The organism is Vibrio sp. D3 (assembly GCF_043995865.1).
In the GTDB taxonomy this organism is placed as follows: Bacteria; Pseudomonadota; Gammaproteobacteria; order Enterobacterales; family Vibrionaceae; genus Vibrio; species Vibrio diabolicus.
Genome location: NZ_CP171887.1, coordinates 2,819,843 through 2,836,327 on the forward strand (window position 1 = coordinate 2,819,843; position 16,485 = coordinate 2,836,327).

The following is a 16,485-nucleotide window of genomic DNA, read 5'->3' on the forward strand; positions in this document are numbered from 1 at the left end:
CAATTATAAAAATTCTTGAATTAGCTGATCGGTTTCGAACAAAGGTAAGCCTACTACAGCGTGATAACTGCCTTCGATTCGGGTGACAAATCGCCCTCCGAGTCCCTGAATACCATAACTTCCAGCTTTATCGCATGGCTCTCCTGACTGCCAATATTGTTCGATTTCTTCGTGAGTCAGTTGTTTGAACCACACGTCAGTGGTGACGACCACTGAATGTTGTTGTTCCGATGATACGACGCTCACCGCAGTCATCACTTGATGACGACGACCGGATAAGTCAGTAAGCATACGCTTTGAATCTTCAAAACTTTTTGGTTTTTCTAGCACACGGTCATCGCATACTACGACCGTGTCAGAGCCCAATACAACGGAATCAGGCTTAGCTAATGCTAAGCCTGCCTGAGCTTTTTCCAAAGAAAGACGCAGCACGTACTCTCGTGCCTGCTCATGAGCCTGTTTAGCTTCCTCAATATCAGGCAATACGATCTCAAAGTCATAACCTAGTTGAGCAAGCAGCTCTTTTCTTCTCGGAGAACCCGAAGCGAGAACGAGAGATAAGCTTTTCTTCACCGCTTTACCTTACGTGCCATGCACGACGAACTCGTCGCATTAATAAAAACATCCATGGCCAAAGTATACAGTTTATTGCCGCCGTCCACAGAGATAATGGATTAAATACTACGTCCTGGTTCAAATATTCCCCACAGAATATCAAAACTTCCAATAACGCAGTAAAAAAGGCAATTAAAATCGACTGTTGCCACAATGCCATGTTACGAATCAACAGGAAATTCAACGCCACCAGATAGATGACAATCGACATCATCATGCCGCGAATTCCAAGCGTTGAACCGATCAAGATATCCCATAATAAGCCCAGTACTAGCGCGGTTCCAACGTTCACTCGGTGCGGCAGTGCCAACACCCAATAACACGTTACAAGGAACAACCATGATGGACGTAAAACATCTAACACACCTGGCCACGGAATGGTTTGCAACACCAGCGCAACGAAGAAACTGACACCAATCACCATTCGGCTACTCACTACATTATTGGCCATCAGTTACCTCTTGTTCTTCTTGCTCTAACCCTTCTTCCACATTGGATCGCAGCACTTTGTGTTGACGATCTTCATTCGGCCAAATCAGCAAGAGGTAACGTAAACGATCAAACTCTACAACTGGCTCAGCCTTGATTGCCGCAAATTCTTGGCGCGTATCGTGATCCACATTGGTAACCGTCGCGACTGGGTACCCTTCTGGGTAAATCCCACCTAGGCCGGATGTCACCAGTAGATCGCCAACCTGAATATCAGTACTGGTTGGAATGTGCTCCAGTTGGATTTCATCCATTTCACCATTGCCCGACGCGATCACTCGAATATCGTTACGGATCACCTGGACAGGAATCGCATTTTTCGCATCCGTTAGCAACAGAACACGTGCGTTGTGCGCTGCGACAAACGTGACCTGACCAACAATGCCTTTTTCGTTGATCACTGGCTGTCCGACGTACACACCGTCTATTTGTCCTTTATCAATCACCACTTGATGACGATAAGGTGAAGTATCAACCGCCATCACTTCAGTTACGACTTTCTTTTCATCCCTAACAAATGAAGAACCTAACAATTTGCGTAGACGTTGGTTTTCTTCTTTATATTGATCGAGCAAGATCAGCTCGCTTTTCAGGCGTAGCACTTCTCGCTTTAAGTTGCGATTGCCTTCAACTAATGCCTGACGAGTATTAAAACGTTCAAATACGCCATCGAACATGCTGCGAGGCAAATTGGCTGCGTATTGAATGGGCGCAACCATACTGTTCAATAAGTATCGGACGTTGGAAAACGTATCTAGACGACTATCAGCCAGCATTAAGCTCGCCGACACGATGACAGCAAAAAACAGACGTAATTGCAGAGACGGACCTCTGCCAAAAATCGGTTTCATCTTGTTTTTGACCTGATTGCTTCCATGATTATTGAGCCTTACTTGGCAACCTAAAAATACTTAAATAAATACTTTTAGGTATGGAGCATGTTTGAATTACAGAGAGAGCAGAAATGAAGGTGAAGCCCGACATGAGCTTCACCTAAACCTTTATTCTTCAGAGAACAGATCGCCACCGTGCATGTCGATCATTTCTAGTGCTTTACCGCCACCACGCGCAACACACGTTAGTGGATCTTCCGCTATAACCACAGGGATACCGGTTTCTTCCATTAATAGACGATCGAGATCTTTCAGTAGCGCGCCACCACCAGTCAGAACCATGCCGTTTTCAGAAATGTCTGAAGCAAGCTCTGGTGGACACTGCTCTAGTGCAACCATGACTGCTGATACGATGCCAGATAGCGGCTCTTGAAGCGCTTCTAGGATCTCGTTTGAGTTCAGGCTAAAGCTGCGTGGCACACCCTCAGCAAGATTGCGACCGCGAACTTCAATCTCTTGAACTTCATCGCCAGGGTAAGCAGAACCGATTTCGTGTTTGATCTTTTCAGCCGTTGCTTCACCAATCAAGCTGCCGTAGTTACGACGTACGTAGTTGATCACGGCTTCATCAAAGCGGTCACCACCGATACGTACAGATGATGAGTAAACCACACCGTTTAGAGAGATAACGGCAACTTCAGTTGTACCACCACCGATATCGACCACCATTGAACCTGTCGGCTCAGACACGCGCAGACCAGCACCAATTGCTGCTGCCATTGGCTCGTCGATTAGGTAAACTTCACGCGCACCAGCACCGAGGGCTGATTCACGAATTGCGCGACGCTCAACTTGGGTAGAACCACAAGGAACACAAACAAGAACACGTGGGCTTGGCTTTAGGATGCTGTTATCGTGCACTTGCTTGATAAAGTGCTGAAGCATTTTTTCGGTTACATAGAAATCAGCAATTACGCCGTCTTTCATTGGGCGGATAGCGGAAATGTTGCCAGGTGTACGACCAAGCATCTGTTTTGCTGCGTGACCGACTGCAGCAACGCTTTTTGCAGAACCTACACGATCTTGACGAATAGCAACTACAGAAGGTTCATCAAGGACAATTCCTTGCCCTTTTACGTAAATTAGAGTGTTGGCTGTACCTAAATCGATAGATAGATCGTTAGAAAACATGCCACGAAGTTTCTTAAACATACTCTTCGCTCATCCTGCAAAAATATAGAAGACAAAAATTGCTCTAAATGTACCAATGCCTCGCTGTCACAGCAAGGTATTGGTACACAAACATGAGCAGAAAGCCTCAATTTCTTGCAGTTTCCTAACTTAAGGGCAAAAACCTAAGTTGTTACTGTCCGGTTAACCCTGGCTCACCACGGTAAATCACGCGATCGTTACCACGATGAATACCGAAGGTAACAACCGAGGAAGGGTTTTCTTCTCCCGCTTTGTCATTATCCCAGTTGTACTTGAGCCAAGGTAAACCATTTTTTGAATCATCAAGGTCTAACCAAACGCGCGTTTGCTGACGGTATGGTTCAGCTTGAGTTGCAGTAACAGAGCGAGAAGAACCAGAAGCAACTTCTCCACCAGCTCCTAACGTGACTGCTTTGGGAGTAGCACCAGCACCTGTTGGCCAAATATGCGTTTCAGCAGCTGTAACACCTTTAACCTCGGTTTGACTATCGTTCGGGTTAGCAATGAAACGGCTGACATTCCAGTATTCAACTCGAAGTGGTACTCGCAATGTCGTACCTTGGTTACCGCCTACATCATCTAGATCAACTCGACCAAAGCGGATGTCGGGTTGCGGAGCCAAAACTGAATCACTCTCGATTACCGTCACAGGATCCTTACTAGCACTTGAGCCTGTGATTGAAATTAATGTGTCCTTACCTTGCTCAAACAAGTTAAAAGGTCCATCAGGGTAATGGGCTCCATTTCCCTTAGCTACAAACAAACCATCACTACTTGAGCCCGTATAAATACCTACACTTCTAGAATCCGCGAGCGACTTACCAGAGCTTTCCTTCCATGTTCCGCTGTACGTCTTCACAGAAGAGAAACGAGACGTGTATGCCCCATTCTCATATAGGTTGAACTTAGCCAACAAAGAATCATCAAAATATGTGTAGTTAGTTAAAGCACCTTTACCCGCATTTAGAGCCTCAACATAAAACTTACTCACTCCAAACGGCTGATTCATATAAGCAAAGCTCTGCGCGTTGGGATAATCCCAGTCCACACTTTCATCTGGGTAAACTTTAAAGTATTTAGGGTAGAATCGACCAATGACGCCTTTCGCGGGCTCAATCACAAATGCTTTACTACCCAAGTAGACTTCTGGTGGCGTTACTGTAAACTCAAACGCCCCAACCTCGGAGACACTTTGCTCAATTGAATCTTTTGCATTTGTTGGCGTGTCATGATTATACACATCCTTACCTAAAACCCCGGTTGACAAAGCGCCAGCCGTTGGATAAGTCACTTTATGAGCGACAGATAGCCCTTCTTGCTGATAGTTTTTCGCCAATGCTCCGCCAAATTGATGAGCTGTTACGAACATATTGAAAGGTTCACCAGCAGCAACAAAACCTTGAGAACAAGAACCTGAGCTACATTGTCCCCCATCGGTTGACAGCGTCAGATATGCAGGGAAACTAACAAAGCTATTCTGGCCCAAGGAGTCACTTTCATCTTTAATTCTTGCCTTCAGCGCAACCTTGCCAGCTTCAGGGTATCTCAGGTTAAAGTACGCTTTACCTTGGTTATTAAAATAAACATCTGCGATATCAACATCAGTTGTTCCAACACTAACTTCATCACTGAACTTACCATCTCGTTTTTTGAAAGAAACGTAAGCTGGTACTGATACTGCGTTACTTGTCGGCTCTATTCTTTCGATAGACAGCTGAACATCTCGATTTTCGCCGTTACCACCTTGCTGACTTGGCAAGCTACAAAACTCTAAATATGGTGAGCTTTGGTTGCTATATAATGCATCTCCGTCATTGTTAAAGAATGGCTTACCTGCGACTTTATCCGGCACAGTGACCCCTAATGCAGCAGAGTTAAACAAGATATTACAGTTTTGTTCAGATAGCGGACCACCAGCGATACGACACTTCGCACCGTCAAAACCAAACTGCGGAACCGAGCTACTTGCAATCCCAAGTTTTGCGGAGCCTGATTGGAATGCTTGTAACTTCAATGACACTGAGTCAGAGAACGTAACATGATCGCCACCTTCCCATGCTACAAGAGAATCAGATTGAGGTAATAAGGAGACCGTCACTGGATCAACAACAGCTCCTGGATTCGCATTCAATATTGAAGAAGGATAAGTTTTTGAACAAGATTCATCCATGCAGGCACGAAGCGTAACTTCAGATGCCTGACAAATACTTCCTGTCCCTGCGTAATCAAACTCAAAGTGATGAATACCGTCCGTAATTTTTTGGTATTTATCAGCACAAACTTGGAAGTTATCCATGTCGTGAGTATTAGTATAATCACCAGTAGAGGCTGTAACCGATATACGGAAATTTTCCGGAGTATAATTAAAACCTCCCTCAGTTAAGACATCAAAGTCGCGAATAACCATACTCCACTGCCCATTCTTGATTTTTCGTTGAACAGAAAGTGTAATAACGCCAGATTTTCGTGAATTTAAAATAACTTTATAGCGATGGCGCTTATTTTTACGATTATCTAAATCACCATTAAATTGCTGACCTTTAATGTATTTATATCCGCGTAACCATTTCCCATCACTATCTTTTAAACCAGCGCCCCGAATACCAACATTGTTAGGAATACCATTGCGAGCTAGATTTTCTCCACCTTCTCGATAAAAGTTACCGTACTCATCGATACCAATACCCAACCAACCACCAGCAAAGCCCTCAACATCTTGTGAGACTTCGTGTGAGTGGTTTTTTCTCAATTTCATACCGTAGCCTAGTGGACCACCAAACGCTCCTGTTTGGGGAGGAACATTAGCATCAGAAATCACGAGAGCTACACCGTCGGCACCATTACGAGAGCTACCATACGCATAGTGATCAAACTCTATTTCTAGATAATTCTCTTTGGATGGGAACAAGTAATTGTATGCCGAAGCCGTAGCTTGACGAGCACGATTATCATTTAACCTGAAGCGCCCATTAATTACTTGTGGCTTAACACTGCTGCCGTAACCAATAACAGACCAGTTATCTACATTAGATGAGCTAAACGTTTCCATAGGTAATAGATTACACTGTTGGACTGGAGGCTGAACTGGACAAGAGTAATCTGGCTTCTTAATAACTACACCGTTTTTCATGGTTAGATGTCGAGACGTCACTGAGCCATGAACAGTTATTGGGTTCTCAAAACTAATGCGATTTGCTAATACAAAGCCATAAAAATCAGGGTTGCGAGTTTTGAAAATTATGTTCGCATCAGGAGCATAAATCGTTACATAGTAATGAGTAGTTATCGCAATAGGGTTATTGAAGATTACAGAATCCCCACTGACATTGATTTTCGACTGGTTGAAAAAAGTGTACTTACCATGCCCAGTATGACTCCATTGCCCGAGAGTTACCTCTGCATCTTCGGGAATCACTAGGCGCACATCATCATTTGTCCCGACCTCCATAACTAATTTCTTGATATTAGTTTGATTTGGAAGAATGACTTTCACTTGATCATAAGGTGAGTTGTATTGATTTACATCTAGCGTATCTAAATTCGATGTGACTTGAATTTCGATCCCTGTTTTTCCATCAACTGAATACGTATTAGCTCGACAAAGACTATTTTTAGAACAAATCTGTCCTATATTTTCAGCAGTAATACGTAATGAACCATCGCCAAAGTTGGTAGCCACGCCCAGTGGTTCATTCGCTTTTCGGCTTTCTAGGTAGCCATCTTTATTACCCACATCACAGCCAGCATCTGAGTCACACATTGGCTCCATATATAAGCGATCTTGAGCATCCAATTGACTCACCGTATCAAAGCCCGCCAGAATAAATTTTGATTGTCTCGGAGTTGGCATTGAGCTTGAGTAGCGAAATAGATCTTGTTTATCTGTAACGGTATAGTAAGTCTTGTAGTCTTCTGACCAACCTAACGCACGCGCAGATTTGTTTGGCACAACAAGAGTGTTATTTGTAACGCCTTTCATACCTTGAATCGGTTCTGGGAAATACTGACAGACATTATCAGGTATTTCAGGCTCAACAGGGTTAGGTTCGTCACCACCACCACAATCTACGTTGCTTGGGCTGCCAGAATGAACAAGGGAAAGTTTACCATTTTTCAAATCAACGCCAGATTGGGTTTCAATAAGTAGCCAGTGACTCTCACTAGCAAACTTGCGGTAATACTTCAGGGTCGCAGATGATACAGAGTAGTCAATACGAATATTATAACGCTGACCTTCTAACAAGTTTGGTTCATAAAAGTAATGATTTGAATTGGAAAGACGGTCCGTTGTGTACCAAAGAACTTCATCAGGGTGATTACCATTGTGTTCAAGAAGCACATAACTATTATGCGCAGGACCTACAACATCAAAAGTAACTTCAAAGCTTTTATTCCCCCAAAACTCACACGTCCCAGCGAAAGCAGGAAATACAAGTAAGCAAGCAATGGTAGCCACTACCAAATTAACCAGTTTTTTCATTATTATTTACTCCCTAACCCAAATCTCTTGTTGTCGCTGTACTTGTGCAACCCCGGAACCACAAATTGCTGTGGCTTGCACTCTAAATAGAGATTCAGCTTCAGAGGTACCTGCATTAAAGGTACCAATGTTTGAACATGTCATAGCACGTAATTGACAACTAGTGCCTTGTGTAACATTTGGTGTAGCGCCACTTACCGTATTGGCACAAAAATCGGCCACATCTGGAGTAGTGTCGTTTAAAGGATAGAGCTGGGTTAGTGCCCACTCATTGGCAGATTGCGCAATAAACCAAGCTTTCGTTCCTAAGAATTCTCTGGTTAACGTACTTTGGTTTGACCAACTCACCTTCATTAAAGATGCGGCTAGATAGCCCATCACAATGATGACGAACAATACGACGATCAGGACATTACCTTGCAGAGCTTTTTTACGGAACATTGAGCACCTGTACGTCTTGTTGGTAAACACTACGCTCCCCATTTTGAGTGAACTCTAAATTGATATGCACGATACCGCCACGTTGAAGTGTTGGCTCGAGGTAATGCATATCGCTAACGGAAGTATCTACACTGTCCGCGACCGTAATATCATTCCGTGTGATTCGACCATTGTCGAAGCAGTAACGTACTTCAGAGTTATCTTGATAGATATAATGACGGCTCGAAATGGAAGACCCGCCAATCGTACTAGCTGCACCACTGACAATAAAAACATCACCAGTTTTCGCTAGATTGCCAACCGCCAAACTCTGAGGAGAGGCAGATTGCAAATCTTCATAGCGACTTGGATTGATCACCATCCAACGATCCGCTGGAATAGGATTCAATGTAGAGTCATTGCCTAACAGAAACTCTAAATTGTTATTCGTCAGCGTGTAAAAACCAGAATATTCAATCGGCATAAACTCCAAGCAATTGGTAGTTCCGGTAGGGACATGAAAGCTGTTTGGGACTGCGTGACGAATTTCTCGCGACATTTTCTCTAGCACAAACTGCGCTTGCGTTTGCATTCGTTGGCGATCAATCGTGTCTGCGTATCCCTTCATACCTAGCTGTACGTAACCCGCAATACCAAGCATGATGAAGCTGCCGATTACGATGGTGACGATCATTTCCATTAAGGTGAAACCACGAACTTTCATCAGTAGTTACCTCTTATTGCAGTCAGTGTCAGGGGTTGAGTGTTACTAGCAAAAATCGTAATCGTGACTTTTTTATAGTTAGTGATTCCTGTCGGTGGTGTAGCAGTCAGATTGTCATATACCACGCCGACTTCAACTCGGAAGTTTCGATATTTATTCTCGCTGCTTCCCCCCAAAACATCTGAGATATTACCCCGGCTGGTCCCTTGGCATTGAGCAACTGTCGTTGGTGTACTCCAACAACCGATGTAATCATCAACATCGTCAAAGTTTTCGGGAATAGACTCACCAGAGTCAGGACCAAGATTGGCCGGTAGGGTGCAGGAAGTCGAGTTCTCCCCACAACGTAATAGGCCACCATCAAAGTCGCTGTTCTCATCAAAACCACGCGCCAAAATTTGCGACATAAAACTTTGTCCGAGCGCGGTTGCTCGGGTTTGGTAATGTGGCATTGCAGAGTCGCGAATTTGAGGTACAAGAAAGGAGGTAAACGCCACCATCGCAATACCCATTAAAACAATCGCGATGATCATTTCTATTAACGTCATGCCACTAGATTTCTTCATGAGCATGTACCTTTAGAAACATAACCTTGAGAATTAATTTCAACTTGGCAGCGGCTTCGACCATGTTTATCTTCAATCAGGATTGAAACCCCACCACTCGCTGAGTTTATTGGATTACCCAATAAATCAAACTCGATTGGATTAGTTACAGCATTGGTCAGTGAAAACTTTGCGGATTTATCAACAACTATGTCACTACGAGTGTCTCTTTCCTTGCTAGCCAGGCCGCATGCAGCACTAGACCCTATGCAAGTACTCGTAATCGACAAACAAAAGTTAGTGTAGCTAGAGTCCTCTCCAGCTTTATAGCTACTAGGTAGGCACCTTTCAGGATAAGACTTGTTTGGGATGCTGATATTCGACTGCATACGATTCACCTGTACTTGGCGAATCACAGAAATCACGCGTTCTTGTAATGCATATGCAGAGAAACTGCTAGAGCCCATAAAACGGCTGGCTGCAAAAAGTGAAAGGATAGAGAGGAGAACAATCACGAGGATTAACTCCATTAAAGTGAACCCTAATGCAGAGCTGCGAATTTTCATAACCCAACCTTAGGCTTAGAACAAGCGAAATAAGTATACGATGAAATTATGAGATTAATGATAGGTTTATAATTTTTCGATTCGAAATGTGAACAGACGAACAAATAACCAATATCTAGTTATTTTGCCCTTTTGAACGGCCAATCTCTTCTTCTATTCGATCGTAAGTTTCTTTGTTGCTTAGCGTCTCAGAAACATGCTCAGCGGTTTGCTTAGTTTGCTCCCACTTCGCTTCGTAAGTTTCTGGTTCAAAGCTGATAAATCTTGGCAATACCACATAACCGATCACACCCAAGATAATCAGCACAACCACAAACTCTATTGCACTAAGACCCGATGATTTACGCATATGAACTATTCCGAGATTAATCAAAATAAAGAGATAAAGGCCAGACTAGCTGGCCTTCTTCATCTATTGCGTACAGTGATCATCATTTTCTGTTAGCTCTGCTTTACCCGCAGTATTTTCATTTTCAGCTCCGTAGTACACAACACATGCTTTCGTGTAACCTGCAATGCCCACGGCAGCAGCAGACACTGCTTTACCACCATTTGATGGAGTGTAGCTATCGATAGCTTTAATAAACTCAAAATCTTCATTTGAGCCTTTATCACCTAGACCTTCAACCATTCTCGTTAAGTTATCTACAGTTGGTGTCGGGTAGCCGTTTGAAGTATCAACATTACCACCAGCGGCACTTACAGGGCCAGATGACGATTCAATACCTTCAATAGCAGCTTTACCATAAATAATACCAGACGCGCCATTAATCGCACCAGCAAGCCCTTCTAAAGTTGCGTTGCGAGCATCATCTTGCAGGTTAAGGAAACGTGGTGCTGCAGTGACCGCTAGAATACCTAGGATTACAATTACCACTACCAATTCGATAAGGGTGAAACCACCTTGTCTTTTCATTGTTTACTCTCTCTATGTAAGCATGCAGTACAACTGCAAAGTTTCGTTTAGGTCACGCGACCATTTTGGATATTGTCAAAACGGTTTGGGGCAGCAACGTTCACTAAAACTGACCGTGAAGTGGATACTGTATCTACCGCTTGAGCAGAATGACGATTCGCCATTATTCAGTTCATGCTGCAATGAGAAAAACACATTATTGTTTACCCTCTATTACAGCGTCTTACTTATGGTAATGATTGCATTATACCGACTTTCATTACCAATTATAGTGATTAGGTGTCAAAAAATTCACTCCGCCGACATTTCGACGTCTATTTTCAGTTGATTAGCTGTTGAAATAACTACAATCGACTGACCATTTTCATAAGTATAGTCACAGACATAACGATCAGTTTTGATGGCTCCACTGATATCTATTAACTTATTGGTCATTATTTTACGTTGTGGATAATGCACTGCTAGCCAATAACCACAATCTAAAACACCTTGTTGAGTAAAGGGAGATACTAGCCCGCCCTCAGTCATGGTGAGGTTAAAACCATCCATCAGCATATGTTCTGGCTCGCCTTTTACGAGCCAAGCTTGACGATAACGCTGAACACTATCTTGCATCCAAACTCTCGCCAACTTCGCTCCAGTAACTTGCGCCTGCTCGGCAACAGGACGTAATTTGACCGCCAAGCCAACAGCAATGATGGTAGCAATTACCCCAAAAACGATTAGCGTCGCTCGACTTTGATTTTCAACCACCTATTAGCCGCCTTTGATGATGTCTAGCATTCCCCACATTGGCAGGAAGATACCCAGTGCCAGCACCATGACCATGCCTGCGACAATCACCAAAAGTAGCGGTTCTATTCTTGCGGTCAGTGTTTTTAGATCGTAATCAACTTCTCTATCGTAAAAATCCGACACTTCCAGCAGCAGCTCATCAATACGACCAGTTTCTTCCCCTACTGCAATCATCTGAATCACCAAAGGGGTAAAGATTTTACTGTTGATAGCGGTAACCGAGATGGTGCTACCCGCTTCAATCGCGGATTTCATCTCAAGAATTCGATTTTCTAAAAAGCGGTTCCCCAGGGCTTCCCCGGCTAAAGCTAAAGACTGGTTAAGTGGAACGCCTGACTTAAGCATCAACGAGAAGGTTCTGGCAAAACGGGAAAGCTGCGCGCGATTAACGATATCGCCCACAATTGGCAGCCGAAGCCGAAACTTATCGAACTTTTCCCGACCATCAGCCGTCGCCACCCAGGCTCTGAAAACCGCAAACGCGCCAATCATTACCACAATCAACAACACCCAATAATTAACAAAGAAATTAGAAGTAGCGATCAAAATACGCGTCGGCAGTGGTAACTCAACACCAAAGCGCGTAAACATCGATGCAAACTCAGGGATCACCAAGATGTTCAATATAAACATGGCGATGGTAATAAAGATAATCACAAACGTCGGATAACGCATCGCCGCTTTGATACGTTTGCGAGTCTCGAGTTCCTGCTCGTAGTAATTCGCCAGTTGCAATAGTGCTTGATCGAGTCGACCCGTATTCTCACCTACGTTGATCATAGAAACGAACAGTGGGCTGAATACTTTGCTGTGTTGCTGCATCGCAGAAGACAAACCTCGGCCATTACTCAGTTCAGAAACGACATCTTCCAGTGCCTCTTTGAGCTGTTTGTTTTCACAATTTTGCAGCAGGCCACGCATAGAACGCAGCAACGGTACGCCCGCTTTAGTTAAGCTAAACAACTGGCGAGAGAAAAGAATGATCACTTCCAATGGAATGGCTGGCACAAATAGCTTAGACAAGCTCATTTGGCTTTTTGCCGACTCTTTCTCTAACCGCACATTGAGCGGGATGATCCCTTTGTTCATCAACGCTTCCGCTGCAGCTTCTGAGTTCACTGCCTCGATTTTGCCGTTAGTGGATGAGCCGTCTAGAGTACGACCTTGATAACGAAAAGTTGGCATTCACTTACCTATATGAAAATGGGTTCATTCTTACCAGAAGCGTCACCTTCACCTAGGGTCATCACTTCATCCAAGCTGACGGTGCCTTGCAGCGCCAGTTCCATCGCCGAGGCAAGCAGCGGCTTATAGTTTTCTGAGCGACGCGCGGCTTGGGCAAAGCCAACCGCATCATTGGCGCGCAATTTATCCATCATTTCTTGCTCAAGTTCGAGCATTTCAAACACACCAATTCGGCCTCGATAGCCAGTCAAGTTACAGTTTTGACAGCCTGCACCTTTATAAAAAGTGGTGCCCACTTGGTTTGGAAAACGCCCAGCTAGCCACTGTTGGCGTGACTCGTCTAGATGGTCTTCTGTTTTGCAATCTGGACAAACACGGCGAACAAGACGCTGCGCCACCACGGCTCTGACCGCACTGGCAACCAAGTAACCCGGTGCGCCCATATCAATCATGCGTAAGGCACTGTCAACCGCGTCGTTAGTGTGAAGAGTGCTCAATACTAAGTGACCCGTTAGTGCAGCTCGCAGACCAATTTCTACCGTCTCTTGGTCACGCATCTCACCGACGAGAATAATGTCCGGGTCTTGACGTAAAAAGGTTCGAAGCACACGCGAGAAAGTCAGATCGATCTTACTGTTTACCTGTACCTGAGTGATGCGAGGCAGACGGTATTCGACCGGATCCTCTGCTGTAATGATCTTTTTCCCTGGCTCGTTGAGCTCACTTAATGCGCCGTAAAGCGTGGTGGTTTTACCTGAACCTGTCGGCCCCGTCACCAAGATCATGCCGTGCGGACGAGCCAACTGTCGACGTAAACGAGCAAGCAAATCTGGCGGCAAACCTGACTCTTCTAATGGACGCAAACCAGCAGACTGGTTAAGCAGACGCATGACTACGGACTCCCCGTATTGCGTTGGTAGCGTCGACATACGAATATCGATTGATTGACCACGCACTTTGATATTGAATCGGCCATCTTGCGGCAAGCGCTTCTCAGAGATGTCTAGGTGCGCCATCAACTTCAATCGAAGAACCAAAGCCGATGCGATATTCACTTCATTCAGGATGGTTTCATGCAGTACACCATCAATACGCTGACGTAAGCGCAAAATCTGATCGTCTGGCTCAATATGAATATCCGATGCCCCGACTTGTACCGCATCTTCAAACATGGAATTAACCAGCTTTACAACGGTAACTTCCTCACTGTCGGTTCCATCAATACCGTAATCGAAGCTTTGCTCGTCTTTATGCTCTTCATGCAACTGTTCCGCGAAAGAAGCGATCTCTTTAGTGCGGCGATAATAGCGGTCAAAGCTTGAAATGAGTTGGCGCTCTGAAGCCACAATGAACTCAAGGTTGTATTCACCTAGCAAATTCATCAGTGACTCTTGGATGAACAAATCTGCAGGGTCACTCATAGCAACGCGCAACGTGTCCCCATTTCGAGCAACGACCATCGCACGTAAGCGACGTGCGTGTACCTCTGGTAGAATCTGTACCGCTTCCGCATCCACAGGGGCACGACCAAGATCGATCAATGGCAAACCAAGTTGTTGGGACAAGAAGTCCAACATTTGCTTCTCAGTAATAAAGCCGAGATCAATTAACGCATCGCCTAGCTTCTGCCCGGTACTACGTTGTGCGTTTAGTGCTTGCTGGATTTGCTCTTCAGAGACGATGCCTTCTTCAACCAGAAGATCGCCTAAGCGTTTTCTCAACTGAATTTTCATTGTGCATTCTCCAGCTGTTTCAAGATGCTCAAACGGTCGCGGATAAACGCTTGCGATTGATTCGAAATGCCAACTTTACCCAGAGCTTGGTTGTAAGAGTTGATCGCGGCGGTAAACGTCAGCGCGCGCTCTTGTTGAATCGCTAAACCTAGCCACCAGCGCGCATTTTCCGGCTCACGTTGAGTAAGGAGTTGATAACTCTCAAGCGCAATATCATTCTGCTTGTGTTTTTGTGCCAATGCCGCACGCATCGCCAAGTAATCTCGACTTGGTATTGGAGGCAAATGCACAAGCGGACTCAGCGCCGCTTCAGGTTGATTAGCTTTCACTAACAACTTAGACAAGGCCAAACGAAGTACTTGGTTGTTCGTGTCAAGGTTGATGCCTTCTTGGATAATCTCATACGCTTTACGCGTGTCGCCTTTGCCAAAGTACAACGCCGATAATTTTTGACGCGTGTCTGCATTCATTGGCTCATAACGTAACGCCTCAGCATAAGCGGACAACGCCGTTTGCATATCATTAGCATCCAGTGCTTTTTCCGCTCGGCTAACCGCTTTAAGAGATAATTGGCGGTGCGTCAGCTCAACCTGCTCAATACGCATTGAACTGTTTTCTGCTGTCGTGCGGGTTACGTGATTAGATTGCTCATCGCTTGGCATCGTTGCCACTTGCGCGAGTAGCAATGCATCTTCAGAGACCGCATTTACCTCCGCTCTTGGGGTGAACCTATCAGTATCTGGCATATGAAGCTGTTGTTGCGCAGCCGGTTGTGTCACTGGCTTCGTGTAAACCACATGGGCTGTTTCGGGCGTCATTTTACTCGTTGGCGAATGAGTACGCTCTGATGATGTGATTGACGAAGCATTCACTGACGACGATGGCATGGTTTCTGTTTGAACTGGTGAAAGCTCGCCTGAAGGGATAGGACCGCGAGAGACCGCCCAGCCGCCCACCGCAAGGCTTAACGAGAAACCGGCAACGAGCCAAAGCCAAGGTTTACTGCGTGAAACGTTGGGAATGTCCGCACGAGTAAGCTCTGACGGTGATGTTTTTTCAGCGAGTTCTGATAATGCTTTATTGATGGCACTCAAGGTTGACTCCATCCCCAAAATACGGGTGTTTTAAACTTAGGTTTACGGGCATCAAACGTATCGTGCATAGCTGCGTAAACGTGATGATTTTTTAATAGTGTGCAACGATCATTAAATGCCGCAAGCAACGACTTGTGGCTAATTTGGTTGATCAAACGTGGAATCCCCATGGATGAACGCCAAATCGCTTTTTTCTGCTCAATAGAAAAAATGTGCGCTCCATTGCCTGCCTTCTCTAAACGATTATTGATGTAAGCCACGCCTTCATCTATAGAAAGGGGACGCAGCTGACAACTAAACGTAATACGTTGACGAAACTGCCTTAGCTCGTGGCTGGCTAACCGCTCATCCAACTCAGGTTGCCCGAATAATACCAGTTGAATGAGTTTATCTTGTTCCGTTTCTAGGTTACCGAACAGACGCAATGTTTCTAACGCTTGTGGAGAAAGAGCTTGCGCTTCATCGACGATCAAGACGGTTTTCTTTCCCGCAGAATGCACTTGAATCAGGTGTTCTTGAATGAGAGAAACAATACGTAGCGGGTCATCGTTCTCGATGCCTAACTCTCTGGCGACAGCAAACTGCAACTGCTCTCCATTCAAAACTGGATTAGGTAAGTAAATCAGCTCGACTTCAGATTCAATCTGCTCAATTAACTTACGACACACCATGGTTTTTCCGGTGCCGACTTCTCCCGTCACCTTAATCACCCCTTCTCCCATTTGCACAGCGGCTAAAATGGTTTGGATCGCCTCATAGTGAGGGACTAACCCCAAGAACATTTCTGTGTTTGGGGTTAACGAAAAAGGCTGAACTCGAAATCCAAAATGTGACAAGTACATACTCGAATCACAAACTCATTGAAAAACGGAACCTTT

Annotated in this window: 16 protein-coding genes; all 16 read right to left on the reverse strand. The window is 44.8% G+C overall.

Annotated elements, in window-relative coordinates; translation table 11 throughout:
* Positions 1–3: 3 nt before the first annotated feature.
* Entirely contained in the window at positions 4–573 is a 570-nt protein-coding gene (locus ACHFJ9_RS21080; protein ID WP_048626847.1) for a Maf family protein, read from the reverse strand.
* Positions 574–577: 4 nt separating this feature from the next.
* The gene (mreD, locus tag ACHFJ9_RS21085; RefSeq protein WP_012841380.1) at positions 578–1,066 is read right to left on the reverse strand and encodes a rod shape-determining protein MreD; all 489 of its coding nucleotides are present in this window, start codon (positions 1,064–1,066) and stop codon (positions 578–580) included.
* Positions 1,056–1,955: a rod shape-determining protein MreC gene (gene mreC / locus ACHFJ9_RS21090; RefSeq protein WP_053809360.1), complete on the reverse strand. Its 900-nt coding sequence runs from the start codon at positions 1,953–1,955 to the stop codon at positions 1,056–1,058. The genes mreD and mreC overlap by 11 nt, the downstream gene beginning before the upstream one ends.
* Positions 1,956–2,105: 150 nt before the next feature.
* Positions 2,106–3,149 carry a rod shape-determining protein gene (locus ACHFJ9_RS21095; protein WP_005381144.1) on the reverse strand — a complete coding sequence of 348 codons (1,044 nt, stop codon included), beginning with the start codon at positions 3,147–3,149 and terminating at the stop codon, positions 2,106–2,108.
* 151 nt (positions 3,150–3,300) lie between these two features.
* A complete protein-coding gene (locus tag ACHFJ9_RS21100; protein ID WP_395356209.1) occupies positions 3,301–7,629 on the reverse strand; it encodes a DUF6701 domain-containing protein in 4,329 nt (1,442 codons plus the stop codon).
* A 6-nt stretch (positions 7,630–7,635) separates the two neighbouring features.
* Complete coding sequence (locus ACHFJ9_RS21105; RefSeq protein WP_053809344.1) at positions 7,636–8,070, reverse strand: hypothetical protein; 435 nt, start codon at positions 8,068–8,070, stop codon at positions 7,636–7,638.
* The gene (locus ACHFJ9_RS21110; RefSeq protein WP_256964569.1) at positions 8,060–8,773 is read right to left on the reverse strand and encodes a PilW family protein; all 714 of its coding nucleotides are present in this window, start codon (positions 8,771–8,773) and stop codon (positions 8,060–8,062) included. Before ACHFJ9_RS21110 ends, ACHFJ9_RS21105 begins: the two co-directional genes overlap by 11 nt.
* A complete protein-coding gene (locus ACHFJ9_RS21115; protein WP_282174963.1) occupies positions 8,773–9,339 on the reverse strand; it encodes a prepilin-type N-terminal cleavage/methylation domain-containing protein in 567 nt (188 codons plus the stop codon). Before ACHFJ9_RS21115 ends, ACHFJ9_RS21110 begins: the two co-directional genes overlap by 1 nt.
* Complete coding sequence (locus tag ACHFJ9_RS21120; protein ID WP_253652241.1) at positions 9,336–9,884, reverse strand: type II secretion system protein; 549 nt, start codon at positions 9,882–9,884, stop codon at positions 9,336–9,338. Before ACHFJ9_RS21120 ends, ACHFJ9_RS21115 begins: the two co-directional genes overlap by 4 nt.
* Positions 9,885–9,999: 115 nt before the next feature.
* A complete protein-coding gene (locus ACHFJ9_RS21125; protein WP_005388453.1) occupies positions 10,000–10,233 on the reverse strand; it encodes a type II secretion system protein in 234 nt (77 codons plus the stop codon).
* Between the two features lie 63 nt (positions 10,234–10,296).
* Complete coding sequence (locus tag ACHFJ9_RS21130; protein WP_253652240.1) at positions 10,297–10,800, reverse strand: type II secretion system protein; 504 nt, start codon at positions 10,798–10,800, stop codon at positions 10,297–10,299.
* 291 nt (positions 10,801–11,091) lie between these two features.
* Entirely contained in the window at positions 11,092–11,553 is a 462-nt protein-coding gene (locus ACHFJ9_RS21135) for an MSHA biogenesis protein MshF (RefSeq protein WP_253652239.1), read from the reverse strand.
* Between the two features lie 3 nt (positions 11,554–11,556).
* The gene (locus ACHFJ9_RS21140) at positions 11,557–12,780 is read right to left on the reverse strand and encodes a type II secretion system F family protein (protein WP_253652238.1); all 1,224 of its coding nucleotides are present in this window, start codon (positions 12,778–12,780) and stop codon (positions 11,557–11,559) included.
* An 8-nt stretch (positions 12,781–12,788) separates the two neighbouring features.
* The gene (locus tag ACHFJ9_RS21145) at positions 12,789–14,513 is read right to left on the reverse strand and encodes a GspE/PulE family protein (RefSeq protein WP_253652237.1); all 1,725 of its coding nucleotides are present in this window, start codon (positions 14,511–14,513) and stop codon (positions 12,789–12,791) included.
* Positions 14,510–15,607: a lipopolysaccharide assembly protein LapB gene (locus ACHFJ9_RS21150; RefSeq protein WP_207546010.1), complete on the reverse strand. Its 1,098-nt coding sequence runs from the start codon at positions 15,605–15,607 to the stop codon at positions 14,510–14,512. The genes ACHFJ9_RS21145 and ACHFJ9_RS21150 overlap by 4 nt, the downstream gene beginning before the upstream one ends.
* A complete protein-coding gene (locus ACHFJ9_RS21155; protein WP_124009113.1) occupies positions 15,604–16,449 on the reverse strand; it encodes an ExeA family protein in 846 nt (281 codons plus the stop codon). Before ACHFJ9_RS21155 ends, ACHFJ9_RS21150 begins: the two co-directional genes overlap by 4 nt.
* Positions 16,450–16,485 lie beyond the last annotated feature (36 nt).

Excerpts from the sequence above, each read along its gene's own strand:
- mreD (WP_012841380.1), bottom strand. The coding sequence starts at position 1,066 with ATGGCCAATAATGTAGTGAGTAGCCGAATGGTGATTGGTGTCAGTTTC.
- mreC (WP_053809360.1), bottom strand. The coding sequence starts at position 1,955 with ATGAAACCGATTTTTGGCAGAGGTCCGTCTCTGCAATTACGTCTGTTT.
- ACHFJ9_RS21095 (WP_005381144.1), bottom strand. The coding sequence starts at position 3,149 with ATGTTTAAGAAACTTCGTGGCATGTTTTCTAACGATCTATCTATCGAT.
- ACHFJ9_RS21100 (WP_395356209.1), bottom strand. The coding sequence starts at position 7,629 with ATGAAAAAACTGGTTAATTTGGTAGTGGCTACCATTGCTTGCTTACTT.
- ACHFJ9_RS21105 (WP_053809344.1), bottom strand. The coding sequence starts at position 8,070 with ATGTTCCGTAAAAAAGCTCTGCAAGGTAATGTCCTGATCGTCGTATTG.
- ACHFJ9_RS21110 (WP_256964569.1), bottom strand. The coding sequence starts at position 8,773 with ATGAAAGTTCGTGGTTTCACCTTAATGGAAATGATCGTCACCATCGTA.
- ACHFJ9_RS21115 (WP_282174963.1), bottom strand. The coding sequence starts at position 9,339 with ATGAAGAAATCTAGTGGCATGACGTTAATAGAAATGATCATCGCGATT.
- ACHFJ9_RS21120 (WP_253652241.1), bottom strand. The coding sequence starts at position 9,884 with ATGAAAATTCGCAGCTCTGCATTAGGGTTCACTTTAATGGAGTTAATC.
- ACHFJ9_RS21125 (WP_005388453.1), bottom strand. The coding sequence starts at position 10,233 with ATGCGTAAATCATCGGGTCTTAGTGCAATAGAGTTTGTGGTTGTGCTG.
- ACHFJ9_RS21130 (WP_253652240.1), bottom strand. The coding sequence starts at position 10,800 with ATGAAAAGACAAGGTGGTTTCACCCTTATCGAATTGGTAGTGGTAATT.
- ACHFJ9_RS21140 (WP_253652238.1), bottom strand. The coding sequence starts at position 12,780 with ATGCCAACTTTTCGTTATCAAGGTCGTACTCTAGACGGCTCATCCACT.
- ACHFJ9_RS21145 (WP_253652237.1), bottom strand. The coding sequence starts at position 14,513 with ATGAAAATTCAGTTGAGAAAACGCTTAGGCGATCTTCTGGTTGAAGAA.
- ACHFJ9_RS21155 (WP_124009113.1), bottom strand. The coding sequence starts at position 16,449 with ATGTACTTGTCACATTTTGGATTTCGAGTTCAGCCTTTTTCGTTAACC.